This is a genomic window from Rhodobacter xanthinilyticus, assembly GCF_001856665.1.
Classification (GTDB): Bacteria; Pseudomonadota; Alphaproteobacteria; order Rhodobacterales; family Rhodobacteraceae; genus Rhodobacter; species Rhodobacter xanthinilyticus.
The window spans coordinates 2,900,763-2,925,244 of record NZ_CP017781.1; the positions used below are offsets into that span (position 1 = coordinate 2,900,763).

Genomic DNA, 24,482 nt, shown 5'->3' on the forward strand with positions numbered 1-24,482 from the left:
GTCCAAATATCCCGGGGGTGCGGGGGCTGGCCCCCGCGCGCACCCTTGAGGCGGGGCGGTATTGCGCCTAGCCTCCGCCCCGAACAGGCCATTTGGAGGGAATCATGAGCCAGATCGACGCGCGTCTTGCCGAGCTTGGGATCGAGCTGCCCGCAGCCCCCGCCCCGGCGGCGAATTACGTGCCCTTCGTGCAAAGCGGCGCGCAGCTTTTCGTCTCGGGCCAGATCTCGGCCAATGCCGACGGGCTGATCCTGGGCAAGCTCGGCGCGGGCATGACCACCGAGGAGGGCGCGGCGGCGGCGCGGCGCTGCGGGCTGTCGCTGATCGCGCAGGCGAAGGCCGCGCTCGGCGATCTCGACCGGGTGAAACGCGTGGTGAAGCTCGTCGGCTTCGTCAATTCGACCGCCGAGTTCACCGAGCAACCCAAGGTGATCAACGGCTGTTCGGACCTGATGGTCGAGGTCTTCGGCGAGGCCGGGCGGCATGCGCGTTCGGCGGTTTCGGCGGCCTCGCTGCCGCTGGGCGTCGCGGTCGAGATCGAAGCGATCTTCGAGATCGCCTGATGCTGCCCGAGGCTTTCCTGCGCCTGCCGATCGCGCATCGCGCGCTGCATGACCGCGCCGCCAGCCGGCCCGAGAACTCGCGCGCTGCGGTGGCGGCGGCGGTGGCGGCGGGCTACGGGATCGAGATCGACATCCAGCCCTCGGCCGATGGCGTGCCGATGGTGTTTCACGATTACGACCTGCGCCGGCTGACCGGCGTGGGCGGGCGGGTGCGCGGCCTGACCGCGGCCGAGCTCGGCGCCCTGCCGCTGCTCGACGCCGAGGACGGTATCCCGACCCTGGCCGAAGTGCTTGAGATCGTGGGCGGAAAGGTGCCGCTCCTGATCGAGCTGAAGGATCAGGACGGCGCGCTCGGCCCCGAGGTGGGCGCGATGGAGCGCGCGGTGGCCGAGGGTCTGGCGGGTTACAAGGGCCCGGTCGCGGTGATGTCCTTCAACCCCCATTCGGTCGCGGCCTTTGCGGCGGGGGCGCCCGGGGTGCCGGTGGGGCTGACCACCTCGGCCTATACGCCCGAGGATTGGCCGCTGATCCCCGCGCCGGTGCGCGATCGGCTGCGCGAGATCCCCGATTACGAGGCGCTTGGCGCGTCGTTCATCTCGCATGAGGCGGCTGACCTGGGCCGGGCGCGGGTGGCCGAGCTGAAGGCGCGCGGCGCTGCGATCCTGTGCTGGACGATCCGCTCGCCCGCAGCCGAGGCCAAGGCGCGCGCGACCGCCCAGAACATCACCTTCGAGGGCTATCTGGCGCCCTTCGCTTGACGCGCGCGCCCTTCGCCCCAGCTTTGGGGCGAAGGAGGTGCCATGTCGGGCTCGGTTGAAATCACGGTGCATCAAGGCGTTGGCGAGATCGCCGCGGCGGATTGGGATGCCTGCGCGGCGCCCGAGGCCGCCGATGGCGGGCGCCCACTCGACCCGTTCACCACGCATCGCTTCCTCCATGCGCTCGAGCGCTCCGGCTCGGTCGGGCCGGGCACCGGCTGGACCCCGCGGCCCTTGGTGGCGCGGGCCGGGGGCGAGGTGATCGCGGTCGCGGCCCTTTACCTCAAGACCCACAGCCAGGGCGAATATGTCTTCGACCACGCCTGGGCCGATGCCTTCGAGCGCGCGGGCGGCCGCTATTACCCCAAGCTGCAACTCGCCGTGCCGTTCTCGCCCGTGCCGGGGCGGCGGCTTTTGACGCGACCGGGCCATGAAGCCGAAGGGCGCGCGGCGCTGCTCTCGGCGCTCGCCGATCTCTGCACCGGCTCGGGCCTCTCCTCGGCGCATCTGACCTTCTGCACCGAGGCCGAGGCCGAAACCGCCGAAGCCGCCGGCTTCCTGTGCCGCGAGGGCCTGCAATTTCATTGGCAAAACAACGGCTACGCCGATTACGAGGAGTTCCTCGCCGCACTCTCGTCGCGCAAGCGCAAGGCACTGCGCCGCGAACGCGCCCGCGCGCAAGAGTTCGGCGGCGAGATCGAGATGCTGACGGGTGACGCGATCCGCCCCGAACATTGGGACGCGCTCTGGGCCTTCTACCAGGACACCGGCGCGCGCAAATGGGGCCAGCCCTACCTCACTCGCGCCTTCTTCGACGCGCTCCATGAGATGCGCGACGACGTGCTCCTCGTGATCGCGGCGCGCGCGGGCGCCCCCGTCGCGGGCGCACTCAACCTGATCGGACGCGAGGCGCTGTTCGGGCGCTACTGGGGCTGCCTCGAGGACCATGCGTTCTTGCACTTCGAGCTCTGCTACCACCGCGCCATCGACTACGCGATCGCCCATCGCCTCGCCCGCGTCGAAGCGGGCGCCCAGGGCGAGCACAAACTCGCCCGCGGCTACCTGCCCGTGGCCACCCATTCCGCGCATTTCATCGCCCACCCGGGCTTTCGCCGCGCGGTTGCGCAATTTCTCGAGGCCGAGCGCCCGGCCATCGCCGCCGATATCGCCGCGCTCGCCGCCGAGGGCCCCTACCGGGCCGATTGACCCCAACGAAAGGAGACCGAATGGAAACCCTGGATCTGCAAAGCCTTCAGGACCTCGTCACCCCCGACCGCATCGACGCGCTGATCGAATTCACCCTCAACCTGCTCTACGCCACCGCGATCATCCTGCTGAGCTTTCTCCTCTCGGGCTGGGCGCGCACGCGCATCGAGCGCCTCGCCGAACGCCACCCCCGCCTCGACCCGACCCTCTTCGGCTTTCTCGCCAGCATGGTGAAATATCTGATCCTCGCGATGGGCGCGATCTTCGTGCTCAACCGCTTCGGCATCCAGACCACCTCGCTCGTCGCCCTGATCGGCGCCGCAGGCCTCGCCATCGGGCTCGCGCTGCAAGGCACGCTGTCGAATTTCGCCGCCGGGGTGATGATCATCCTCTTCCGCCCGTTCCGCGTCGGCCATTATATCGAGGCGGGCTCCGAGGCCGGCACCGTGCGCCAGATCGCGCTCTTCTTCACCGAGCTGCGCACCTATGACGGGCTGCAAATCATCGTGCCGAACTCCGATATCTGGTCCTCGGCGATCAAGAATTACTCGGTCAATGCGACGCGGATGATCGATCTGACGATCGGCGTGGCCTACACGGCCGATCTGAAAACCGCGCAGGCCACGATGCTGCGCCTCGCCAAGGCCGACCCCCGCGTGCTGGCCGAGCCCGCCCCCTTCATCAAGGTCAAGGAACTCGGCGAGAGCTCGGTCGATTTCACCTTCCGCGTCTGGACGAAAAGCGACGATTGGTGGGCCACGAAATGCGATCTCACCCAAGCGATCAAGGAAGCCTTCGACAGCGAGGGCGTCGGCATCCCCTTCCCGACCCGCACGCTGGTGGTCGAAGGCGCCGCGCTCCCCGCCCCGGCCTGAAAAAAGGGGCGCACCCGCCCCTTCTTCTTGGCAAAAATACGCAAAATCCCCCGCCGCCCAAGCGCGCGGGGGCCGAGCCGTCAGAGCGCCGCGAGCAGCCCCTCGCCCGCAGAGATCTCGCAGGCCCCGGGGCTCTCTTCCTTGTGGAGCACCTTGACCACACCATCCTCGACCAGCATCGCATAGCGCGCCGAGCGCTTGATCAGCCCCGCCGGCGGGGCGGTGAAATCCATCCCGATCGCGGTCGTGAACGCGCTCTCGGCATCGGCGAGCATGGTGATGCCGGCCGCCGCCGCCCCCGTCACCTCGCCCCAGGCCTTCATCACGAAGGGGTCGTTGACCGAGATGCACAGGATCTCCTCGACGCCCTTCTCGGCGAATTTGCCCGCGGTGCGGATGAAGCTCGGCACATGGGCCGTGGTGCACACGCCCGTATAGGCGCCCGGCACCGCAAAGATCACGATCTTGCGGCCCGCCATCTTCTCGCCGAGGCTCACCGCCTCCGGCCCGTTTTCGCCGAGCACAAGCAGGCTCGCGCCGGGAAGTTTATCCCCCACCGTAATCGTCATTGTCGACCTCCCTTCGGATTGCACAGGTTCGCCCGGAGGATATAGGGTCGGCGCGGGTAGTGACCAGAGGGGATGAGATGTCCGGGATCGTGATCGTTGGGGGCGGCCAGGCGGCGGCCTCGATGGCGGCGAAACTGCGCGCGCTGGGCTATGTCGGCGCGGTGACCGTGATCGGCGAGGAACCCGTCGCGCCCTATCAGCGCCCGCCGCTCTCGAAGGCCTACCTGATGGGCGAGATGCCGCTCGAACGGCTCACCTTGCGCGCCGAGGACTGGTGGGCCGCCAATGACATCACGCTCCTGACCGACACCCGCGCGACCGCCATCGACCGCGCCGCGAAAACCGTGACCGCCGGCGCGCAGCTGATCTCTTATGATCAGCTCGCGCTGTGCACCGGCGCCAACCCGCGCTGGCTGCCCGAGGCGGTGGGTGGGCGGCTCGAGGGCGTGCATACCGTGCGCCGGCTCGCCGATGTCGACGCGATCGAGGCCGAGTTCCGCCCCGGGCGCAGGCTTCTGGTGGTCGGCGGCGGCTATGTCGGGCTCGAGGCGGCGGCGGTGGCGCGCAAGCTCGGGCTCGAGGTTACGCTCATCGAGGCCGCGCCGCGGATCCTCGGCCGCGTCGCCTGCGCCGAGACCGCCGCCGCGATCCGCGCGCTGCACGCGGGCCATGGCGTCGAGATCATCGAGGGCGTGGGCCTCACGCGGCTCACCGGCGAAGGCCGCGTCAGCGGCGCCGATCTCGCCGATGGTCGCCATATCCCGGCCGATTTCGTCATTGTCGGCATCGGCGTCACCCCCGATATCGCGCTGGCCGAGGCCGCGGGCCTCAAGATCGAGACCGGCATCGCCGTCGACGCGCTGGGCCGCAGCTCCGACCCCGCGATCTGGGCCGCGGGCGATTGCGCGGCCTTCCCCGGGCCCGAGGGGCGGATGCGCCTCGAATCGGTCGGCAATGCCATCGACATGGGCGAACTTGTCGCCGCCAACATGCTCGGCGCGGGCCGCGCCTATGCGCCCAAAGCCTGGTTCTGGTCGGATCAATTCGACATGAAGCTGCAGATCGCGGGCCTCAACACCGGCTATGACCAGATCGTCGCGCGCCAGGGCGACGGGCAGAGCTTTTGGTATTTCCGCGCGGGCCGGCTGATCGCGGTCGATGCGCTCTCGGATGCGCGCGCCTATATGATCGGCAAGCGCCTGATCGAGGCCGCCAGCCCCGTCACCGCCGACACGATCGCCACCGCCCCCGATCTCAAGGCGCTCCTGAAATGAGGATCATCGGCGGCGAACGGCGCGGGCTGAAGCTCGCAGAGGTCGGCGAGGGCGATGCGCGCGCCCATCTGCGCCCGACGACCGACCGCGTGCGCGAGTCGATCTTCAACCTCCTGATCAACGGCACCCATGGCAACCCGATCCCCGGCGCGCGGGTGCTCGATCTCTTCGCAGGCACCGGCGCGCTCGGGCTCGAGGCGCTCTCGCGCGGCGCGGCGCGGGTGGCTTTTGTCGATGACGGCGCGGCGGCACGCGCGCTTTTGCGGCGCAATATCGAGCTGATGCGCGCGATGGGCGTCACCGATGTCTGGCGGCGTGACGCGACCAATATGGGCCCCTGCCGCGGCGCGGGCTATGACCTGATCTTCCTCGACCCGCCCTATGGCATGGGCTTGGGCGAAGGCGCGATCGCGTCCTGCCTCGAGAACGGCTGGATCGCGCCCGGCGCGATGGTCGTCTGGGAGGAAAACACCGCGCCCATGATCCCCGCGCCGCTCGAAGAGATCGACCAGCGCAAATATGGCGACACCCTCGTCACCCTCGCCCGGATGCAAGCATGAAACCCGCCGCCGTTCTCTTCGATTGCGACGGCGTGCTCGTCGACAGCGAGCCCGCCACCTTCGCCCTCATTCAGGAGGAGTTCGCCGCCCACGGGCTCGCCCTCTCGATCCCCGCGCTCGAGGCGCTGTTTCTGGGCGGCACGATCGAGGGCGTGGCGCGCAAGGGCCGCGAGATGGGCGCCGCTTTGCCCCCCGATTGGGTCGAGAGCTATTACGCCCGGCTCTACGCGCGCCTCGCGGCGGGCACGGCGCTGATGCCCGGCGTCGCGGATCTGCTCGCGCGGCTCGATGCGGCGGGGGTGCCCTTCGCGGTCGGCTCGAACGGGCGGGCGGCCAAGATGGAGGCGACGCTCGGCCAACACCCCGCGATCCGCGCGCGGCTCGAGGGGCTGATGTTCTCAGGCCAGGATCTGGGCTGCCCGAAACCCGCCCCCGATCTCTACCTGCTGGCCGCCCGCGCGCTCGGCGCCCCGCCCGAGGCCTGCGTGGTGATCGAGGACAGCGCGACGGGCGCGCGCGCCGCCCGCGCGGCGGGGATGCGCTGCCTCGGCTATGCGCCCTCGGGCGCGCATCCGGGCCTCGCGGCCGAGGGCGCGGAGATCTTCTCCGACATGGCGCAGGTGCCCGCCCTCCTCGGGCTGTGAGCGGTGGCGCTCACCCGCCTCCTCTCCCGCCCACCCTACAGCGTCGATTTCGCCGAAGGCACGGGCCCGGATCTGGTGATTTCCTTCGCCTCGGTGGGCCATGACCCCACGCGCCCGCCCGGCGCCGAATTCATCGCCACCGCCACCGGCCGTGGCACCGCCGCCGCGCCCCGCCGCGCGCTCTTCATCTCCGATGAAAGCCGCAGCTGGGCCTCCGACCCGGGCTTCGCGCCGATGCTCGAAGAGGCCCTCGCCCGCCTCGACGCCCCGGTGAGCCGGATCGCCACCCTCGGCCTCTCGATGGGCGCCTTCTCGGCGCTCGCCGCAGCGCAGGTGCTGCCGGTCGATACCGTGCTCGCCTTCTCGCCGCAATTCTCGCCCCTGCCCGGCCATATCGCGGGCGAAACCCGCTGGGCGGAATGGACAACCCGCCTCACCGCGCCCCGCTGGCCCGAGGCCCCGCTCCCCACCCGCGGCACGGCCTGGCTCTTTCACGGGATGCGCGACGACACCCCCCACGCCGAAGCCTTCCCCCGCGCACCCGGCACCGAACAGATCCTCTTCGCCGAAGAAAGCCACGCAAGCCTCGTGCCGCATCTCAAACGCAAGGGCGCCCTCGCGGGCCTGCTCGAAGCCGCTCTCGCGGGCGACCGGCGGCGCCTCCTGCGGATCGCGGCGGCCTGCGGCGGGCGGCGCCGCGACCGGGCCGCGCCCCGCCCCTGACTGATCGTTTCAACGATGTCGAAATATCCCGGGGGGCCGAGGCCTGCCTCGGCGGGGCAGCGCCCCCTCCAAACCTCTCACAAATGGAAAGCCCGGGGGTTTTGCACCCCCGGACCCCCGCAGGATATTTTCACATCATTGAAGGGCAGATCAGCCCCAGGTCGGGTGGAACCGGTTCGCGGGCGAGAGCGTGAAGATCTCGCAGCCATCCGCCGTCACCCCGATCGAATGTTCGAACTGCGCCGAGAGCGATTTGTCGCGCGTCACCGCGGTCCAGTCATCGGCGAGCACCTTGGTCTCGGGACGGCCGAGGTTGACCATCGGCTCGATGGTGAAGAACATGCCTTCCTCGAGCACCGCGCCCGAGCCCGCGCGCCCGTAATGGAGCACATTCGGCGGGGCGTGGAACACGCGCCCGAGCCCGTGGCCGCAGAAATCGCGCACCACCGACATCCGGTGCCCCTCGACGAATTGCTGGATCGCATGGCCGATATCGCCGAAGGTATTGCCCGGGCGGACCTGTTCGATGCCGATCATCAGCGCGTCATGGGTGACCTGGATCAGCCGCTCGGCCTTGCGGCTGAGGTTGCCCGCGACATACATCCGCGAGCTGTCGCCATACCAGCCATCGAGGATCACGGTCACGTCGATGTTCAGAATATCGCCGTCTTTCAACACCTTGTCGCCCGGGATCCCGTGGCAGACGACGTGATTGACCGAGATGCAGGAGGCGTGTTTATAGCCGCGATAGCCGATCGTGGCGGATTTCGTGCCGAGCTCGGTGACGCGGTTGCGGATGAAATCATCCAACGCGCCGGTGGTCACGCCGGGCTCGACGAGGGGGGCCACCTCGTCGAGGATGCGCGCCGCGACATGGCCGGCCGCTTGCATCCCCTCGAAATCGGCTTGTTCATAGATCCGGATGCCATCTTTGGTGACCCGGCCGCGGGCTTCGTCCACTGGTCTTCTCCTGTCCTGACTTGGGCTCTAGATAGTCACAAAAGCGCCGCTTGGCCAGAGCCGGGCTTTTCCGAGCCTGCAAGCGGGCTTATACCTTGGCGCAAAGGAGGCCCAGATGCCCAATCCGACAGCTGCGATCCTGATCATCGGCGATGAGATCCTGACCGGGCGCACCCGCGAGGGCAACGCCCATTTCCTCGCCGGCGAGCTCGCCCGCGCGGGGATAGACCTGCGCCAGATCCGGGTGATCGGCGATGATCATGCCACCATCAGCGCCGCGGTGCGCGAGCTTGCGGGCGGGCATGACCAGCTCTTCACCTCGGGCGGGATCGGCCCGACCCATGACGACATCACCGCCGATGCGGTCGCCGCGGCCTTTGGCCGGGCGATCGATGTGCGCGAGGATGCGCGCGCGATTTTGGCCGCGCATTACGCCGCGCGGGGGGTGGAGTTCACGCCCGCGCGGATGCGGATGGCGCGGATCCCCGAGGGCGCGGCGCTGATCGACAACCCGGTCTCCGGCGCGCCGGGGTTCTCGGTGGAGAATTGTCATGTGATGGCGGGGGTGCCCAATATCTTTCAGGCGATGGTGACGGGGCTCTTGCCGCGCCTCACGGGGGGCGCGCCGCTTGAGAGCCGCACCTGGCAGCTGATGGTCGCCGAAGCCGCGATCGCCGATCAGCTCGGCGCGCTGGCCGCCGCCCACCCGGGCGTCTCGATGGGCTCCTATCCCTTTGTGACCGAAGGGCAATACGGCACCAACCTGGTCGTGCGCGCGACCGACCCGGTCGCGCTCGCGGCGGCGTTTGCGGCGCTGCAAGCGGCTTTCCCGGAGGGCAAATGAGCTCGGTCGCGCCGCTTTCCCTGCCCGAGGCTTTCGCGCTGATCGATGCGACCTGGCCCGCGGCGGCGGTGCATCAGCTCGGGCCTTTCACGCTGCGCGAGGGGCGCGGCGCGGGCTCGCGGGTGAGCTCGGCCTCGCTCGAGGCGCCCTATACGCAGGCCGATCTCGAGGCGGTGATCGCGGCGCACCGCGCGCTGGGGCAGGTGCCGAAGTTCCAGATCCGCCCCGGGCTGCCGGGCAATGACGCGCTCGACGCGGATCTTGCCGCGCGCGGCTATGAGGTCGCCGACGCGACGGTGATCCATACCGCGCCGGTCGAGACGCTCGCGGGCGAGGTGCCGCCGGTGACGGCCTTTGCGCATTGGCCGCCGCTCGCGATCGCGCGCGAGCTGTGGGAGAGCGCGGGCATCGGGGCCGCGCGGCAGGCGGTGATGGCGCGCGCGGCGGGGCCGAAAGCCTGTGTGCTCGGCCGCAAGCAGGACCGCGCGGCGGGGGCGATGTTTATCGGCCTTTCGGGGGAACGCGCGATGATCCATGCGCTCGTCGTGCTGCCCGAGGTGCGCCGGCTTGGCCTTGCGCGCGCGATGATCCATGAGGGCGCGCGCTGGGCCGCGGAGGCGGGCGCGCGGGAAATCGCGCTTGTCGTCACCCGCGCCAACGCCGGCGCCAATGCGCTCTACCTCTCGATGGGCATGGTCGAGGCCGGCGGCTACCATTATCGCCGCGAGGCAAACCCATGAAATCGTTGATCTTTGCGGCCCCTCTGTGGCTTGCCTCGGCGGCCATGCTCGCCGCCGGGCCGTTTGTGCCCGAGCTGCCCCAAGGCGCGATGGTCAGCGCGCAGGCCTCGAACCCGGCGACGAGCCTCGCGCTGGCGACCGGCCCCTGGCGCCCCGAGGGGGCCGAGCGGCGGATGCTCGAAGGGGCGCGCAGCGATACCGCCTGGCGGCTGCGGGCCAATCAGATGACCACGCTCCAGCTCCTCGCGAGCCTGCGCCAGCAGATCGCCGCGGAGGGCTATTCGATCCTTTATGAATGTGAGACCGATGCCTGTGGCGGCTTCGATTTCCGCTATGCGCTCGATCTCTTGCCCGAGCCGCAGATGCATGTCGACCTCGCCGATTTCCGCTATCTCGCGGCGAGGAAGGGCGCGGATTACCTTGCGCTGACGGTGTCGCGCTCGTCCGAATCGGGGTTCATCCACCTGACCGAGATGACCGCGCAGGCGATCACCACCGCCGAGCCGGAAAACCCGCTCACCCCCACCCAGCCGACGCCGACCGAGGCGCCCAAGGAGGGGATCGGCGCGACGCTGGAAACCGCCGGGCGCGCGGTGCTCGAGGATCTGGCCTTTGAAAGCGGCAAATCGGCGCTCGAGGGGGAGGATTTCCCCTCGCTCGCGGCGCTTGCGGATTATCTCTCGACCCGCCCCGAGGCGCGGGTGACGCTCGTCGGCCATACCGATGCGGTGGGGGCGCTGGGGCCCAATGTCGCGATCTCGAAGGCGCGGGCCGAGGCGGTGCGGGCGCGGCTGATCGAGCGCTATGGGGTTTCGGCCAAACAGCTCACCGCCGAGGGCGCGGGCTGGCTCGCGCCGCGCGCCACCAATCTCACCGAAGAGGGGCGCACCCAAAACAGACGGGTCGAGGCGGTTCTCACCTCGACCCGGAGTTGACGGCGCCGACGGAAAGCGCCGCGGGAAAACATCGGTCTGGCGTCACCAGTTGTCGGGGCCCTTGTCGGCGAAGGTCTGCGCGAGGAAATCGATGAAGGCGCGCACCTTCGGCTGGGTGAAGCGCCCGGGCGGGTAGACCGCGTAAATGCCGAGCGTTTCCATCGGCAGCTCGGGCATGGCCTCCTCCACCAGCCCCTTCTTCATCGCATCGGCGTAGAGGAAGGAGGGCAGATAGGCGATGCCGAGACCGGCGATGCAGGCATGGAGCAGCGACTGGCCGTCGTTGACGGTCAGCCAGCCGTTCGAGCGGACCTGGCGACGCTCGCCCGAGGGGGCGGTGATCTTCCACAGGTTGCCGTTCGACTGGTTGGAATAATGCAGGAGCTTGTGATCGTTGAGATCGTCGATCTTCTGCGGGCGGCCGTATTTCTCGAAATAGGCGGGGGCGGCGATCATCCGGCGGGCGGTTTCGGTGAGCTTGCGGGCGCGCAGGCTGGAATCCTCGAGCTCTCCCACCCGGATCGCCATGTCGAAGCCCTCGGAGATCAGCTCGACATAGCGGTTGTTGAGCACCATGTTGACGGTAATCTCGGGATATTCCTGCAAGAAGTCGCCCAGGACCGGCGAGAGCAGGTTGACGCCGAAATCGGTCGCGACCGAGATCCGCAAGAGCCCCGAGGGCGCGACCTGCATCGCGGTGACGAGCGCATCGGCCTCACCCGCATCGTTGAGCACGCGCCGGGCGCGGTCGTAATAGGCGAGGCCGATCTCGGTGGGCGAGACGCGCCGCGTGGTGCGGTTCAAGAGCCGCGCGCCGAGCCGCGCCTCGAGCGCCGAGACATGTTTCGAGACGGCGGATTTCGAGATCCCCATCTTCTTGGCGGCATCGGTGAAGCCACCCTGATCCACGACGGTGGCGAAGGCTTCCATTTCGGTCAGGCGATCCATTGTGCACCTATCGGGAACGTTTCTCGTTTCAACAAGGTATCGGAGCGGAATCGGGCGCAAATGGGGCCTCGCAGGGACAATACCGGGGAAATTGCGCGTCTGGTCCGGGGCGGGAAACGATTGTTCGCGCGCAGGCGCCGGTTGCAAGGGGCGGAGGGGGCGCTGCCCCCGCGGCTGCGCCGCCCCCCGGGATATTTCGGCATCGTTGAAGGCGGGGGCGGTTTACAATGACGCGGCGTCTGGCGTGACATCGGCTTCCGTGCACGTCAATTTGGCGCGAGCCAAGGGAGGGAGACCGATGAGCCAATTTCCGCATATGCTGGCGCCGCTCGATCTGGGGCATGTGGTGCTCAAGAACCGCGTGTTGATGGGGTCGATGCACACCAATCTCGAGGAGACCGGGGATTGGAACCGGGTGGCGGAGTTCTACGCGACGCGCGCGCGGGGGGGCGTCGGGCTGATGGTGACGGGGGGCATGGCGCCGAACCTCGAGGGCGGCGTGTTTCCGGGGGCGGCGGGGCTTTTCACCGCGCAGGACATCGCCAACCACCGGATGATCACCGAGCGGGTGCATGAGGCGGGCGGGCGGATCGCGATGCAGATCCTGCATGCGGGGCGCTATGCTTATAGCCCGGACTGTGTCTCAGCCTCGGCGGTGAAATCGCCGATCTCGCCCTTTGCGCCGCGCGAACTCGACGAGGACGGGATCGAGAAGCAGATCGCCGATATCGTAACGGCCGCCGTGCGGGCGCGCGAGGCGGGGTATGACGGGGTCGAGGTGATGGGCTCGGAGGGCTATTTCCTCAACCAGTTCCTCGTGCGCCATACCAACAAGCGCGAGGATCGCTGGGGCGGGCCGTATGAGAACCGGATGCGGCTGCCGGTCGAGGTGGTGCGGCGCGTGCGCGCTGCCGTCGGCCCTGATTTCATCGTCATCTACCGGATTTCGCTCATCGATCTCGTGCCCGATGGTTCGAGCTGGGAGGAGGTCGTCCAGCTTGCGCGCGCGATCGAGGCGGCGGGGGCGACGATGCTCAACACCGGCATCGGCTGGCATGAGGCGCGGGTGCCCACGATCGCCACCTCGGTGCCGCGCGCGGCGTTCACCTGGCTGACGGCGCGGCTGCGCCCCGAGGTCTTGATCCCGGTGATCACCTCGAACCGGATCAACACGCCCGCGGTGGCCGAAGACATCCTCGCGCGGGGCGATGCCGATATGGTGTCGCTCGCGCGCCCCTTCCTCGCCGACCCCGATTTCGTGGCCAAGGCCGCCGCGGGCCGCGCCGATGAGATCGCGCCCTGCATCGCCTGCAACCAGGCCTGCCTCGACCACACCTTCTCAGGCAAGATCTCGACCTGCCTCGTCAACCCGCGCGCGGCCTTCGAGACCGAGCTGACCCTCGCCCCGACCGCCCAGCCCAAGACCATCGCCGTCGTCGGCGCCGGGCCCGCGGGCGTCTCGGCGGCGATCACCGCGGCCGGGCGCGGCCATGCGGTCACCCTCTTCGACCGCGCGACGGAGGTCGGCGGCCAGCTCCTGATGGCGCGCAAAGTGCCCGGCAAGGAGGAGTTCTACGGCCTCACCGACTGGTTCGCGACGATGCTCGCGCGCACCGGCGTCACGCTGCGGCTGGGCGAAGAGGCCAACGTGGCGAGCCTCGCCGCCTTCGACGAAGTGGTGATCGCGACCGGCGTCACCCCGCGCGACCCCGAGATCCCCGGCCAGGAACGCGCCGCGAGCTATATCGACATCCTCACCGGCAAGGTCACCGCCGGGCCGCGCGTGGCGGTCGTGGGCGCGGGCGGCATCGGCTTCGACGTGGCCGAATTCCTCACCGTCACGGCGAGCCCGACCCTCGATCTGGCCGACTGGAAACGCGAATGGGGCGTCGGCGACCCGGCCGAGACCCCCGGTGGCCTCGCCCGCCCCGCCCCCGAGGCCCCGGCACGCAGCGTCACGCTCTTGCAACGCAAACCCGAGAAACCGGGCCGCAAACTCGGCAAGACCACCGGCTGGATCCACCGCGCGGCCCTCCAGGCCAAGGGCGTGAAAATGCTCGGCGGGGTGAATTACGAGCGCATCACCGCCGACGGGCTCGAGATCTCCTTCGGCCCCGAGCGCAAGGACCCCACCCTGATCGCCGCCGATACGGTCGTGCTCTGCGCGGGCCAACTCTCCGAGCGCTCCCTCGCCGATCAGCTGATCGCGACCGGCCTCACCCCCCATATCATCGGCGGCGCCGATGTCGCGGGCGAGCTCGACGCCAAACGCGCGATCGACCAGGGCACCCGCCTCGGCGCAAGCCTCTGACGCAAAAGAAAAGGGCGGTCCCCCCGCCCTTTCATCTTGCCCTAAATATCCCGGGGTGAGCGGCCCTCGGGCCGCGAGGGGCGGCGCCCCTGCGCCCCGCTCACATCCCGCTCGCCGCGCAATGCTGCCGAAACGCGCGCTTCAAGAGATCGAGCTCGGCGCGCAACAGATCGATCTCCGCGCGCAAATCGCTCTCCAGCACCTGCCCGCAGATGATCGCGAAAGACCCGACCTCCGCCCCCCCCGGCGCGCGCAGGATGAAACTCTGCACCCCTTCCGACAGAAGCGCCGCCGGGATCGGCAGGCTCACCCGCCATTTGCCGCCCTCGACCGGCCCGATCTCGAGCCCCGGCACCACCTCGCCCAGATGCACCACCTCAAGGCTCGGCGCCTCGGAGGCGGCAATCACCCCTTCCCAGACCCCGGCCCGAATACGCGACGTCTCCAGCATCTTCCCTCACAGCTCCGCGCGCGGATGGCGCAGCATCGTCAGATCGCGCAACACGATCTCGTTCATCTGCGGCCCCTCGAAAATCAGATCGACCCAGGCCTTCTCGAGCCGCTTCTCGTTGAGCTTGGCATAGCCGAGATCGAATTCGACGAAACTCTCCCCCGGCCCCATCTCGCGCACGATCTGCTCGGTGTTGGGCCCGTGCTTGATATTGAGCCGACAGAAAATCTCGAGCGGCCGCTCGAGCGCCACATCGAGCCCGAGCCGCACCAGCTGGTTGCGCCGCAGCCCGCGCACCGCCGCCTCCGGCAGATCGAGCACGAGCGACAGGAACGAGCCCTCGAAGCGGAACACATCCATCCGCAGCGCGAAGGGCGCGATATCCTCGGCGCGGGTGTTGCGGATCTGGCGCAGCATCAGCGCGCTATTGGCACAATCGTGAAACAGCGTCAGCTCGGCGCCGAATTTCGCGCGGTTTTGCGCCGGCGCAATGCCGCGCGGCTGCACCGGCTGGCGCCAGAAATCGGGCCGCCAGGCCCAATCGCAACCCAAGGGCCGCTCGATCCCGTCGCCGCCGCCCGCGGGCATCGAGAGCCGCTCCTCGGCGACCTGCACCACCCGCCCGATCTCGCGGCTGAGCGCAAGCGCCTGACCGCGCAATTCGCGCAGCTCGCCCGGCGGCAGCTTTTCCGCCAGCCGCGCCGCCCGCGCCCAGCGCTTGAGCGCGCGCGCCTGCACGATGCGATCGAGAAGAGAGGAGGAACCGTCAGCCATGACCGGGATTTAGCAGCAAATTGTTAACATCATGGAAACAGTTACCCTTTAACGTTTCCCGAGCACCAGAGAAAATCCCGGACTTTCCGCGCGCGGGTGCAAATTTCTGCCCCGCGCTGCGGCAGTGCCCGATCGTGCGGCGTCACGAACCCGCGCCGGGCGCGCTCAGCTGCTGGCTGCGCGCGGCAAAGGCGCGCAAGATCTCGATCTGGCTGGCGTCTTGCATCTGTGTGCCCTGCAGCGGCAGCACCGAGAGCGCGGTGATCCGCCCGCCAAGCCCGGTGATCGCGCGCCAGTAAACCGGCTCGACCGGCGCGCCCTCGGCCACCGATCCGTCGCGCAGCTTGATCAGCAAGAGCCCGTCGGAAACCTGCGTTTTCAGGATCTTGACGTCATTGGCCTCGCCCGAACGCGCCAGCGCCGCGCGCCCCGCCTCGGAGCGGAAGAAATCCTCGATCGGCGCGAAACTCTCGCCCACCGGGCCGGGCGATTGCGGCCCGACGGTGGCGCTCAGGATCGCCGGCTGCGCCGGGCGCGGCGCCGCCGGATCGCCCGAGATCGCGGCACAATTGGCAAAGATCACGAAGGCCCCCTCGCGCGACTTGCGCGAGGTTTTCGGATCGACGCAGAAGCCCGCCGGCGCCGCGAGGGTGACCCCCTCCTCGGCCAGCGTGATCCGATCCGAGGCGGGCGTGGTCGCGGCAAGGCACCCCGCGAGGACAAGCGGCGCGAGCGCGGCAAGGGTCAGGCGGGTGCGGCGGGCGGGGAGGCGCGGGGTCTGGGTCATGGGAGAGCGATACAACCGCCCGGCCCCTCGGGCAAGTCTCGCGGCCCGGCGCCGCCCCGCGAGGGGCAAAAAGCCGCTCTCAGCGGCGCCCGCGCCGGTCTGGCGCCAGAAAGGCGAGCACAAAACCAAGCGCGGGCAGCACCGCCTGCGCAAGCCCATAGCTCGCCGCGACCCGCCGATCCGCGCCGGAGGCGAGCGCCACCGCCTCGGTGGTGAGCGTCGCGACCCGCCCGCCGCCGGGCAGCAGAACGGCGAGATATTGCGCGACCGAGACCGAAAAGCCGACCGCCGCCGCCACCGCCAGGGGCCGCGCGAGCATCGGCAGGCGCAGCCGCACGAGCCGCCGCCAAGGCCCCGCGCCAAGGCTCGCGGCGGCGTCGAATTCCGCCCGGCCGAGCCCGCGCCAGGGCCCCGCGAGGGTGAGATAGACATAAGGAAAGACGAAAAGTGCCTCGGCCCAGAGCACCGCCGCGCGCCCCGGCGGCAGGCCAAGCCAGAGAAACCCGCTCACCAGCCCCTGCAGGAACCCGATCTGCGGCAGAAGGAGCGGCACCAGCAAGAGCCACAGCCGCGGCGCGCGGCCCGACCGGCTCTCGGCCTCAAGGAGCGCGATGGCGAGCAGCACCGCCGCCGCGGTGACGCCAAGCCCGAGGCGCAGCGTCTCGCCCGCCGCCTCGAGCCAGCCGCCGCGCCGCCAGGCCCCGAGCCCGATCCCCTCCGGCCAGAGCGCCGGAAACCGCCACGCCCCCGCGAGGCTCCACAGCACCAGCATCGCCACCGATGCCCAGAAGAGCGCGCCCAGCGCCAGCGCAAGCCCCGCGCCGAGGCCCGCCAGCCGCCCCGGCCCTGCCCCCCGCCCCGGCTCGCCCGCGCGCCAGACCAGCCCCCGCCCGAGCCGCGCCGCGCCGCGCTCGACCGCCCAGCCAAGCGCCGCCGCCGCCGCGCAGACCGCCACCAGCCCGAGCGCCAGCACCGCCCCCGGCCCCGCCCCGCGCAGATCGGGCGCGGTATAGAGCCGCAGCGCCCGGATCGCGAGGGTCGGCGGATGCGACGGGCCGAGGATCAGCGCCATATCGACATTCGAAAGCCCATAGCCCAGCACGATCAGCACCGGCAGCCGCAGCCGCGCGTAAAGCTGCGGCCAGAGGCCCAGCGCAAAGGCCGCCCCCGGCCGCCGGCCAAGGCTCTGGCCCGCCGCCATCATCCGCGCGGGGTCGAGCTGGCTCGCCGCGGAGAGCATCATGAGCAACAGAAACGGCGCCTCCTTCAGCACCAGCCCCAGCAAAAGCGCGCCCCCCCAAGGGTCGCCCGGCCAGGCCCATTGCGGCGGCTGCGCCCAACCCATCGGCCCCGCAAGCCCCCGCGCGACGAGCCCCGAGGGCGCGAAGAGAAACGCCAGCCCCAGCCCGAGCGCGGCATGGGGCACCGCCAGCATCGGCGCGAGCGCCCGCCCCGCGCGCGGCTGGCGCACAAGCCACAGCCCGAGCGGCAGGGTCAGCGCGAGCGACACCGCCGTCGCGCCAAGGCCGGTGATCAGCGTCACCCGCAGGCTCGCCCAGAGCCCGGGCTCGGCCAGCGCCGCGGCCAGCGCACCGGGCGCACAGGCCGCCGCCACCGTCATCGCAAGGCCTAAAAGCACCGGCGCCCCGATCAGCGCCCAGATCAGCGCCCTCACGGCGCGGTGCGGCGCGCCCAATCCGCGGCGAGGCGCTCCATCCAGCTCGGATGCGGCTCGGGCAGCGTCGGCCCGAGATCCTCGAGCCGCGGCAGCGCCGGCGCCTGCGGCAGCGCCGCAAAGGCCGCCCGCCCCGCCTCATCGAGCCGCGCCGGATCGAGCACCGAATAGGAGCCGAGCACCGTGACATCTTGCATATGCGCCTGCACCTCGGGCTCGAGCAGGAAATTCGCCACCACCTCGGCCCCCGCCCGATGGCTCGCGTTGAACGGGATCGCGACGAAGGAGACATTGCCGATCGTGCCGCCCTCGGGCACGAAAACCCGCACGCTCTCGGGCAGAACCCCCTGTTCGATCAACGAGGCCGGCGCCGCCGGATCGAAGAACATCGCGACATCGATCTCGCCATCGGCGAGGAGCTGGGCCTGCACGCTCTCGGTCTCGGGGAAGGCCCGGCCCGCGCGCCACAGGTTGGGCCGAAGCGCTTCATACCAGGCCCAAAGCGGCGCGGTGGCCGCCGCATAGGCCGCCTCCGTCACCGGCGCCGCAAGCACCGCGCGGTCAGGCGCGAGCTCGACCAGCGCCTGTTTGAGGAAGGTCGCGCCCATGAAATTCGCCGCCGTCGGATGGGTCATCCGCCCCGGATGCGCCGCCGCCCAAGCCGGAAAATCGGCCATCCGCGCCGGCAGGCTGACCCGCGCCCGATCCTCGGCAAAGACAAATTTCGCCAGCCGCCAGGGCGCCTCATAGCCCTCGACCGGCACGGTGAAATCGCTCGCCGCCGGCGCGCCGGGCGCGAGATCGAGATAGCGCGCATTGGGCAGATCCGCGACGAAGGGCCCGGCCAGCAGCCCCGCCTCTTTCATCGCGAGGAAATTCGGCCCGTTGATCCAGATCAGATCGACCGCGCCGCCGGTCTCCTGCCCCGCCGCGGCCTCGGCGCGCACGCGGGCGACCGCCTCGGCGGTATCGGAGAGCTTCACCTGCACGAGCTTGACGCCGTAGCGCGCCTCGGTCTCGGCGCCCACCCAGGCGAGGAACTCATTGGTGCGCGGATCGCCGCCCCAGGCGTTGAAATAGACCGTCTGGCCGCGCGCCTGCGCGAGCGTCGCCGCCCAATCGGCCTCGGCCGCCCCCGCCCAAAGCGCGCCCAAAGTCGCCAAAATCGCCGTCAGCCGCATCAGTCCCTCCTGTCAAACGCGCGCCAGCCCATCCCCCAGCGGCTCACCGTGGTCAAGCCGCAGAGCGCCGCGAACCCGTAAGCGAGCGGCGCAAAGGCCGCCGGGAAGAGGCAGATCAGCGCAAAAAACAAAATCGTTTCAAAGCCTTCGGTGAGGCCGCCGAGATAGTAGATGCCCTTCGCAGGGAAGGCCTCGGCGCGCAGGCCGCGCCCGGCGGCGACGGCGGAAAAGGCCAGAAAGCTCGAGCCGGTGCCGACGAAAGCCGCGATCAGCACCGCCGCCGCGAGCGCATTCGCCCCGGGGTCGGCGAGCGCAAACCCGAGCGGCACCAGCGCGTAAAAGACGAAATCGAGCGCAATATCGAGGAAGGCGCCGCGGTCGGTCGGGCCCTGGCGGCGGGCGAGCGCGCCGTCGAGCCCGTCGGCGAGGCGGTTCGCCGCGATCAGCGCGAGCCCCGCCCCGAAGGCGCCCAGGCTGATCGCCGCAAAGGCGCCGAGCCCCAGCACGAAGCCCGCGAGCGAGACCTGATCGGCGCGCAGGCCCGCGGCATCGAGCACGCGGGCGGGCGGGCCGAGGAGCCGGCGCAGCGGCGCGGCGAGGCGCGCGTCGATCATCCGCGCCTCCAGGCGAAATAGCGCGCCGCGAGCGCCAGCGCGCGCGGGCTGACCCGCGCCTGACGCCAGCGGCCGGCGGCGTTTTTCGCGGCCTCGGGCCAGCTCGGGTAGATCTGCGGCGTGGCGAGGAGCTTGCCGAGCCCGAGCCCCTGACGCATCGCGAGGGCAATCGGCGCGAGGATCTCGCTCGCCCGCGCGCCCACCACGCTCGCGCCGAGGATCCGCCCGCGCGGGTCGGTCAGGATCTCGACCCAGCCCGCGCGCGCGCCCTCGGCGATGGCGCGGTCGAGCTCGGCCAGCGGATAGCGGGTGACCTCGGGCGCGAGGCCCTGCGCGGTGAGCTCGGCGCGGGTCGGGCCGATGCGGGCGATTTCGGGCGCGGTGAACACGGCCTGCGGCATCGGGGCGGCGGCGCGGAACCGCCACAGCGGCGCCGCGAGCGCATTGGCCGCCGCAACCCAGCCCTGATGGCCCGCGGCATTGGTGAGCTGCACCGGCCCGACGAGATCGCCCGCCGCATAAACGCCCGGCAGCAGCGTTTCGAGCCAGGCATCGGTTTCAAGGGGCTTTTCGGTGGGCACACCGAGCGCTTCGAGGCCGAGCCCGGTGAGCCGCGCGCGCCGCCCGGTGGCGAGCAAAACCGCCTCGAAGCCCACCCGCGCGCCGCTTTCGAGCACCGCCTCGCGCCCCTCGAAGCGCACGACCCGGCCCGCGATGATCTCCACCCCGTCGGCGGCAAGCGCCTGCGCGACGAGCGCCGCGGCCTCCTCCTCCTCGCGCGCCAGAATCCGCCCGGGCTCAACCAGAACCACCCCCGCCCCGAGCCGCGCCAGCGCCTGCGCGAGCTCGCAGCCCATCGCGCCGCCGCCCAAGATCAGCAGCCGCCGGGGCGGCGCGGGCAGGCCCGAGAGCCAGGCCCAAAGCGTCTCGGAGGTGAGCGCCCCCACGCCCTCGATCCCCGGGATCGGCGGCACCACCGGCGCCGCGCCAGTGGCCAGCACGACCGCGCGGGTGGTGATCCGCCGCCCCGCCTCCGGCCCGGTTTCAACCGCGACCTCATGGGGCGAGAGAAGCCGCGCGCGGCCGCGGATCACCTCGACCCCAAGCCCGCGATAGCGCGCCTCGCTGTCGTTGGGGGCGATCGCGGCGATCGCGCCGCGGACATGGGCCATGACCGTCGGCCAATGCACCCTGGCCGCGCCCTCGATGCCGAGCGCGGGCGCGCCGCGCGCCGCATCGGCCGCCCGCGCCGCCGCGATCAGCGCCTTGGAGGGCACGCAGCCGAAGTTGAGACAATCGCCGCCCATCGGCCCCTCGGCGATCAGCGTCACCCGCGCCTGCGCCGCCGCCGCGACATAGGCCGCGACGAGCCCCGCCGCGCCGCCGCCGATCACCACGAGGTTGCGCTCGGCCCGCGCCGGACGGGGCCAGCGCCGCGCGCGCGCAACCCGGCGCCAAAGCGCCAGCCCGCCACGCGCGAGCCAGGGCAGCACCCCGATCGCGACAAAGGCGCCGATCAGGCCGGGGCTGAGGACATCGGCGGGCGTGGCGACCTCGGCGAGCCGGGTGCCGGCGAAGACATAGGCCGCGGTGGCGGGGAGCATGCCGATCTGGCTCACCCAATAGAACCGCGCCGGCGCCATCGGGGTCAGCCCGAAGAGCAGGTTGACGATGAAAAACGGCGCCACCGGGATCAGCCGCAGCGAGAAGAGATAAAGCGCCCCGTCGCGCGCAAGCCCCGCCTCGATCGCGCCGAGCCGGGCGCCGAACCGCGCCCGCACCCAATCGCGCGCGAGCCAGCGGGCGGCGAGAAACGCCCCCGTCGCGCCCAGCGCCGCCGCGAAGGAGACGAGCACGAGCCCGCCCCAGAAGCCGAAAAGCGCCCCCGCCCCGAGCGTCATCCACACCGCAACCGGCAGCGAGGCCGCCGCCACCGCGACATAGGCCGCGAAATAGCCCAGCGGCAGCCACCCCGGATGCGCCCCCCGCCAGGCCTCGAGCCCGACAAGCGCCCGCCCGAGCGCCGCCCGCGCCGCGCCGGGCTCGAGCGAGGCCGCCCAGAGCCCGCCGGCGAGCAGGGCCGCCCCGAGCAGGGCCAACAGGATCGGTTTGCGCAAGCCCCCCTCCGGCGTTAACGAATTTCCAAGATATATCGGGCGACTAGACTCAAAGTCCATCTTGCATCGGCGCGTCAAGGCGCCTTTGGTAGACAGGTCAGCCCCCCTGACCAGGAAAGGATCGACGATGCTCTATCTCGGAATCGATGGCGGCGGCTCGGGCTGCCGCGCGGCGGTTTGTGACGGCGCGGGCACGATTCTGGGCGAAGGGCGCGCGGGCCCGGCCAATATCGCAAGCGATTTCGACGGCGCGGAGGCCAATATCCGCGCTGCGGCGGAGGCCGCGCTCGGCGATTTGCCGCGGGACAATCTGCGCGCGGTTCTGGGGCTTGCGGGGTGCAATTTCTCCTCGGCGGGCGACCGGCTCGCGGCGCGGCTGCCGTTTGCGGCGCGGGTGGTGCAAGATGCGCTGACCTCGCTGCGCGGCGCGATCGGCACCGAGGACGGGATCGTCGCGGCGATCGGCACGGGCTCGGTCTTCGTGCGGCAAACGGAGGCGCGGGTGCGCGCGATCGGCGGCTGGGGGCTGCGGCTCGGCGATGAGGCCTCGGGCGCCTGGATCGGGCGGGCGCTGTTGATCGAGGGCACGCGGATGCTCGACGGGTTCGAGTGCCCGACGCCGCTTCTGGCGCAGATCGCGGGCGAATTGGGCGGCGCGCCGGGGATCGTGGGGTTTTCGCTGCGCGCCACGCCCGCCGATTATGCCGCGCTCGCGCCGCGGGTGCTCGCGGCGGCGCAGGCGGGCGACGCGGCCGCGCGCCGCATCCTCGAGGCCGCGCGCGCCGAGATCCGCCGCGCGGTGACCCGGTTGCAGCCGCGCGAGCGGGTCTTGCCGGTCTGTTGGCTGGGCGGGCTCGGGCCGGAGCTTGCGCTCGACGACTGGCCGCGGATCGCGGCGAAGGGCACCGCGCTCGATGGCGCTTTGGCGCTCGCGCGCGAGGAGGCGACATGGGCCGCCTGATTTTCAAGAACGGTCATCTCTTTGATGGCGCACGGTTTTTCACCGCCCATCAACTCGTGGTCGAGGACGGGATCATCGCCGATATCCTGCCCCAGACCCGGCAGGTCGAGGGCGAGGGGATCGACCTCGGCGGCGGCACGCTGGCACCCGGGCTGATCGATTTGCAGGTCAACGGCGGCGGCGGGATCATGCTCGACGGCACCGCCACGATCGAGAGTTTCGCGACCATCGCCGCGGCCCATGCGCGGCTCGGCACGACGGGCCTTTTGCCGACGCTGATCACCGACAGCCGCGCCGCGACGCAATCGGTGCTCGCCACCGCCACCGCCGCGATGAGCCGCGTGCCGGGCCTGCTCGGGCTGCATCTCGAGGGGCCGCATCTCGACCCGCGGCGCCCCGGCTGCCACCCGCCCGCGCATATCCGCCCGCTCGATGACGACGATATCGCGCTTTATTGCGAGGCGAAGACCGGGCTGCCGACGCTCCTGATCACGCTCGCACCCGCCGCCGCCACCCCCGCCCAGATCGCCCGGCTGACCGCGGCGGGGATCCTCGTTTCGCTCGGCCATGCCGAGACGAGCTTTGCCGAAGCCGGCGCCGCCTTCGAGGCCGGCGCGCGGATGGTCACCCATCTTTTCAACGCGATGAGCCAGCTCGGCGCGCGCGAGCCGGGGCTCGTGGGGGCGGCGCTTGGCCTGCCGGTCGCGGCGGGGGTGATCGCGGACGGGATCCATGTCCACCCCGAGAGCCTGCGGCTGGCGATTTACGCCAAACATATGGGCGAGCTGTTCCTCGTCAGCGATGCGATGGCGCCGGCGGGCACCGCGCTCAAGGAGTTCACCCTTGCCGGGCGCAAGATCCTGCGGCGCGACGACGCTCTGCGGCTCGAGGATGGCACGCTCGCGGGGGCGGATCTGTCGCTGCCGCAGGCGGTGCGGTTCCTGATCACGGAGATCGGGCTCGAGCCCGGCGCGGCGCTCGCCATGGCCACCGCGACGCCCGCGCGGCTGATCGGCGCCGAGGCCGGCCGGATCGCGCCTGGCCGCGCCGCCGATCTGGTGCTCTTTGACCGCAACTGGCGCCTTGCCGGCACCTGGCGCGGCGGCGTCGCGCTCGAGGCTCAGGCGAAGTCTTCGACCGCGTAGCCCTGGATATAGAGCAGCGCCGAGAGATCGCCGTGGTTGATGCGGATATCGCATTGCGCGGCGACCGAGGGCTTGGCGTGCAGCGCCACCCCCGCCCCGGCGAGATGCAGCATGCCGAGATCATTGGCGCCATCGCCCACCGCCATCACCTCGGAATGGGCGATGCCGAGCCGCGCGCTGATCTCCTCGAGCGCCTGCACCTTCGCCTCGCGGCCCAGGATCGGGCGCACCGGCACGCCGGTCAGCTTGCCGTCCTCGATGCCGAGGATATTGGCGCGGTTCTCGTCAAAGCCGAGCACCTCGGCGACATGGCCGGTGAAAGCGGTGAAGCCCCCCGAGACGAGCGCGCAATAGGCGCCGTTCGCCTTCATCGTGCGCAGAAGGTCATGCCCCCCCGGCATGAAGCTCAACCGCTCGGCGATCACCCGGTCGATCACCTCGGCCGAGAGCCCGGTCAGGAGCCCCAGCCGCTCGGTCAGCGCGCCCTCGAAATCGAGCTCGCCATTCATCGCCCGCGCGGTGATCGCGGCGACCTTGGCCCCCACCCCCGCGACATCGGCCAGCTCGTCGATACATTCCTGCTGGATCATCGTGCTGTCCATATCGGCCAGCAGCATCTTCTTGCGCCGCCCCTCGGCGGGCTGCACCACGAGATCGACCCCGAGGCCCTGCAGCCCCTCCCAGACCTCCCAGCGATTCGCCGGGATCGCCTCGATCGCGAATTCCGCCGCCACCCCCGGGTTGAGCCAGCGCGCCTCCCGCCCGACCCAGGCCCCATGGAGCGAATCGAGCGTCACCTGCGCGAGATTGGCGGCTTTCGGGTCGGCGAGGAGGGTCACGATGAACATGGGCATGTTTCCGATAGTG

The 24,482-nt window shown here is 70.7% G+C and carries 25 protein-coding genes; 14 read left to right on the forward strand and 11 right to left on the reverse strand.

Going from position 1 to position 24,482, the window contains the following annotated elements; all coding sequences use genetic code 11:
• The first annotated feature begins 104 nt into the window (after positions 1-104).
• The 4 genes from LPB142_RS14185 to LPB142_RS14200 are packed head-to-tail and all read left to right on the forward strand — an operon-like array spanning position 105 to position 3,402.
• A complete protein-coding gene (locus LPB142_RS14185; protein WP_068765329.1) occupies positions 105-563 on the forward strand; it encodes a RidA family protein in 459 nt (152 codons plus the stop codon).
• Positions 563-1,321, forward strand: a complete 759-nt coding sequence (locus LPB142_RS14190) for a glycerophosphodiester phosphodiesterase family protein (RefSeq protein WP_071166741.1) — start codon at positions 563-565, stop codon at positions 1,319-1,321. The genes LPB142_RS14185 and LPB142_RS14190 overlap by 1 nt, the downstream gene beginning before the upstream one ends.
• Positions 1,322-1,363: 42 nt before the next feature.
• Entirely contained in the window at positions 1,364-2,527 is a 1,164-nt protein-coding gene (locus tag LPB142_RS14195) for a GNAT family N-acetyltransferase (RefSeq protein WP_071166742.1), read from the forward strand.
• A gap of 20 nt (positions 2,528-2,547) precedes the next feature.
• Positions 2,548-3,402 (forward strand): mechanosensitive ion channel family protein, encoded by an 855-nt coding sequence (locus LPB142_RS14200; protein ID WP_068765332.1) that lies wholly within the window; start codon positions 2,548-2,550, stop codon positions 3,400-3,402.
• Positions 3,403-3,482: 80 nt separating this feature from the next.
• Here the strand turns inward: LPB142_RS14200 and LPB142_RS14205 are convergent, their stop codons facing one another.
• Positions 3,483-3,971 (reverse strand): peroxiredoxin, encoded by a 489-nt coding sequence (locus tag LPB142_RS14205; RefSeq protein WP_071166743.1) that lies wholly within the window; start codon positions 3,969-3,971, stop codon positions 3,483-3,485.
• A 77-nt stretch (positions 3,972-4,048) separates the two neighbouring features.
• On the opposite strand from LPB142_RS14205, the gene LPB142_RS14210 reads away from it, so the two are divergent.
• Genes LPB142_RS14210 through LPB142_RS14225 form a run of 4 tightly spaced genes read left to right on the forward strand, consistent with a single transcriptional unit; the run spans position 4,049 to position 7,172 of the window.
• Entirely contained in the window at positions 4,049-5,245 is a 1,197-nt protein-coding gene (locus tag LPB142_RS14210) for an NAD(P)/FAD-dependent oxidoreductase (protein WP_071166744.1), read from the forward strand.
• A complete protein-coding gene (gene rsmD, locus LPB142_RS14215) occupies positions 5,242-5,805 on the forward strand; it encodes a 16S rRNA (guanine(966)-N(2))-methyltransferase RsmD (RefSeq protein ID WP_071166745.1) in 564 nt (187 codons plus the stop codon). Before LPB142_RS14210 ends, rsmD begins: the two co-directional genes overlap by 4 nt.
• Positions 5,802-6,449 carry an HAD family hydrolase gene (locus LPB142_RS14220; RefSeq protein ID WP_071166746.1) on the forward strand — a complete coding sequence of 216 codons (648 nt, stop codon included), beginning with the start codon at positions 5,802-5,804 and terminating at the stop codon, positions 6,447-6,449. The genes rsmD and LPB142_RS14220 overlap by 4 nt, the downstream gene beginning before the upstream one ends.
• A gap of 3 nt (positions 6,450-6,452) precedes the next feature.
• Positions 6,453-7,172 carry a hypothetical protein gene (locus tag LPB142_RS14225; protein ID WP_071166747.1) on the forward strand — a complete coding sequence of 240 codons (720 nt, stop codon included), beginning with the start codon at positions 6,453-6,455 and terminating at the stop codon, positions 7,170-7,172.
• Positions 7,173-7,322: 150 nt separating this feature from the next.
• Here the strand turns inward: LPB142_RS14225 and map are convergent, their stop codons facing one another.
• Complete coding sequence (gene map / locus LPB142_RS14230) at positions 7,323-8,132, reverse strand: type I methionyl aminopeptidase (protein WP_068765338.1); 810 nt, start codon at positions 8,130-8,132, stop codon at positions 7,323-7,325.
• Between the two features lie 115 nt (positions 8,133-8,247).
• Here map and LPB142_RS14235 point away from each other — a divergent pair, with 115 nt between their 5' ends.
• Genes LPB142_RS14235 through LPB142_RS14245 form a run of 3 tightly spaced genes read left to right on the forward strand, consistent with a single transcriptional unit; the run spans position 8,248 to position 10,651 of the window.
• On the forward strand, positions 8,248-8,976 hold the full coding sequence (locus LPB142_RS14235) for a competence/damage-inducible protein A (protein WP_071166748.1): 729 nt from the start codon (positions 8,248-8,250) through the stop codon (positions 8,974-8,976).
• Entirely contained in the window at positions 8,973-9,716 is a 744-nt protein-coding gene (locus tag LPB142_RS14240; protein ID WP_071166749.1) for a GNAT family N-acetyltransferase, read from the forward strand. Before LPB142_RS14235 ends, LPB142_RS14240 begins: the two co-directional genes overlap by 4 nt.
• Positions 9,713-10,651, forward strand: a complete 939-nt coding sequence (locus LPB142_RS14245) for an OmpA family protein (protein WP_083392696.1) — start codon at positions 9,713-9,715, stop codon at positions 10,649-10,651. The genes LPB142_RS14240 and LPB142_RS14245 overlap by 4 nt, the downstream gene beginning before the upstream one ends.
• 42 nt (positions 10,652-10,693) lie before the next feature.
• Here LPB142_RS14245 and LPB142_RS14250 read toward each other — a convergent pair whose 3' ends face one another.
• Positions 10,694-11,599 (reverse strand): LysR family transcriptional regulator, encoded by a 906-nt coding sequence (locus LPB142_RS14250; RefSeq protein WP_068765341.1) that lies wholly within the window; start codon positions 11,597-11,599, stop codon positions 10,694-10,696.
• Positions 11,600-11,897: 298 nt separating this feature from the next.
• Between LPB142_RS14250 and LPB142_RS14255 the strand changes: the two genes are divergently transcribed.
• Positions 11,898-13,910: an oxidoreductase gene (locus LPB142_RS14255; protein ID WP_071166750.1), complete on the forward strand. Its 2,013-nt coding sequence runs from the start codon at positions 11,898-11,900 to the stop codon at positions 13,908-13,910.
• A gap of 100 nt (positions 13,911-14,010) precedes the next feature.
• Here the strand turns inward: LPB142_RS14255 and LPB142_RS14260 are convergent, their stop codons facing one another.
• The 7 genes from LPB142_RS14260 to LPB142_RS14290 all read right to left on the reverse strand — a co-directional run bounded on the left by LPB142_RS14260 (position 14,011) and on the right by LPB142_RS14290 (position 21,509).
• Positions 14,011-14,361, reverse strand: coding sequence for a hypothetical protein (locus tag LPB142_RS14260; protein WP_071166751.1), 351 nt, complete (start codon positions 14,359-14,361; stop codon positions 14,011-14,013).
• A 6-nt stretch (positions 14,362-14,367) separates the two neighbouring features.
• Positions 14,368-15,135 carry a DUF6478 family protein gene (locus LPB142_RS14265; protein ID WP_071166752.1) on the reverse strand — a complete coding sequence of 256 codons (768 nt, stop codon included), beginning with the start codon at positions 15,133-15,135 and terminating at the stop codon, positions 14,368-14,370.
• Positions 15,136-15,277: 142 nt separating this feature from the next.
• Positions 15,278-15,922 carry a hypothetical protein gene (locus LPB142_RS14270; protein ID WP_068765345.1) on the reverse strand — a complete coding sequence of 215 codons (645 nt, stop codon included), beginning with the start codon at positions 15,920-15,922 and terminating at the stop codon, positions 15,278-15,280.
• Between the two features lie 79 nt (positions 15,923-16,001).
• Positions 16,002-17,597 (reverse strand): ABC transporter permease, encoded by a 1,596-nt coding sequence (locus tag LPB142_RS14275; RefSeq protein WP_156894385.1) that lies wholly within the window; start codon positions 17,595-17,597, stop codon positions 16,002-16,004.
• Positions 17,594-18,778 carry an ABC transporter substrate-binding protein gene (locus LPB142_RS14280; protein WP_071166754.1) on the reverse strand — a complete coding sequence of 395 codons (1,185 nt, stop codon included), beginning with the start codon at positions 18,776-18,778 and terminating at the stop codon, positions 17,594-17,596. Before LPB142_RS14280 ends, LPB142_RS14275 begins: the two co-directional genes overlap by 4 nt.
• Positions 18,778-19,392, reverse strand: a complete 615-nt coding sequence (locus LPB142_RS14285) for a CDP-alcohol phosphatidyltransferase family protein (RefSeq protein WP_071166755.1) — start codon at positions 19,390-19,392, stop codon at positions 18,778-18,780. Before LPB142_RS14285 ends, LPB142_RS14280 begins: the two co-directional genes overlap by 1 nt.
• Positions 19,389-21,509 (reverse strand): FAD-dependent oxidoreductase, encoded by a 2,121-nt coding sequence (locus LPB142_RS14290; RefSeq protein WP_071166756.1) that lies wholly within the window; start codon positions 21,507-21,509, stop codon positions 19,389-19,391. Before LPB142_RS14290 ends, LPB142_RS14285 begins: the two co-directional genes overlap by 4 nt.
• Before the next feature lie 127 nt (positions 21,510-21,636).
• Between LPB142_RS14290 and LPB142_RS14295 the strand changes: the two genes are divergently transcribed.
• A complete protein-coding gene (locus LPB142_RS14295) occupies positions 21,637-22,470 on the forward strand; it encodes a BadF/BadG/BcrA/BcrD ATPase family protein (protein WP_071166757.1) in 834 nt (277 codons plus the stop codon).
• A complete protein-coding gene (nagA, locus tag LPB142_RS14300; RefSeq protein ID WP_071166758.1) occupies positions 22,458-23,615 on the forward strand; it encodes an N-acetylglucosamine-6-phosphate deacetylase in 1,158 nt (385 codons plus the stop codon). Before LPB142_RS14295 ends, nagA begins: the two co-directional genes overlap by 13 nt.
• Here nagA and serB read toward each other — a convergent pair.
• Positions 23,591-24,463: a phosphoserine phosphatase SerB gene (gene serB, locus LPB142_RS14305; protein ID WP_071166759.1), complete on the reverse strand. Its 873-nt coding sequence runs from the start codon at positions 24,461-24,463 to the stop codon at positions 23,591-23,593. The genes nagA and serB overlap by 25 nt on opposite strands.
• Positions 24,464-24,482 lie beyond the last annotated feature (19 nt).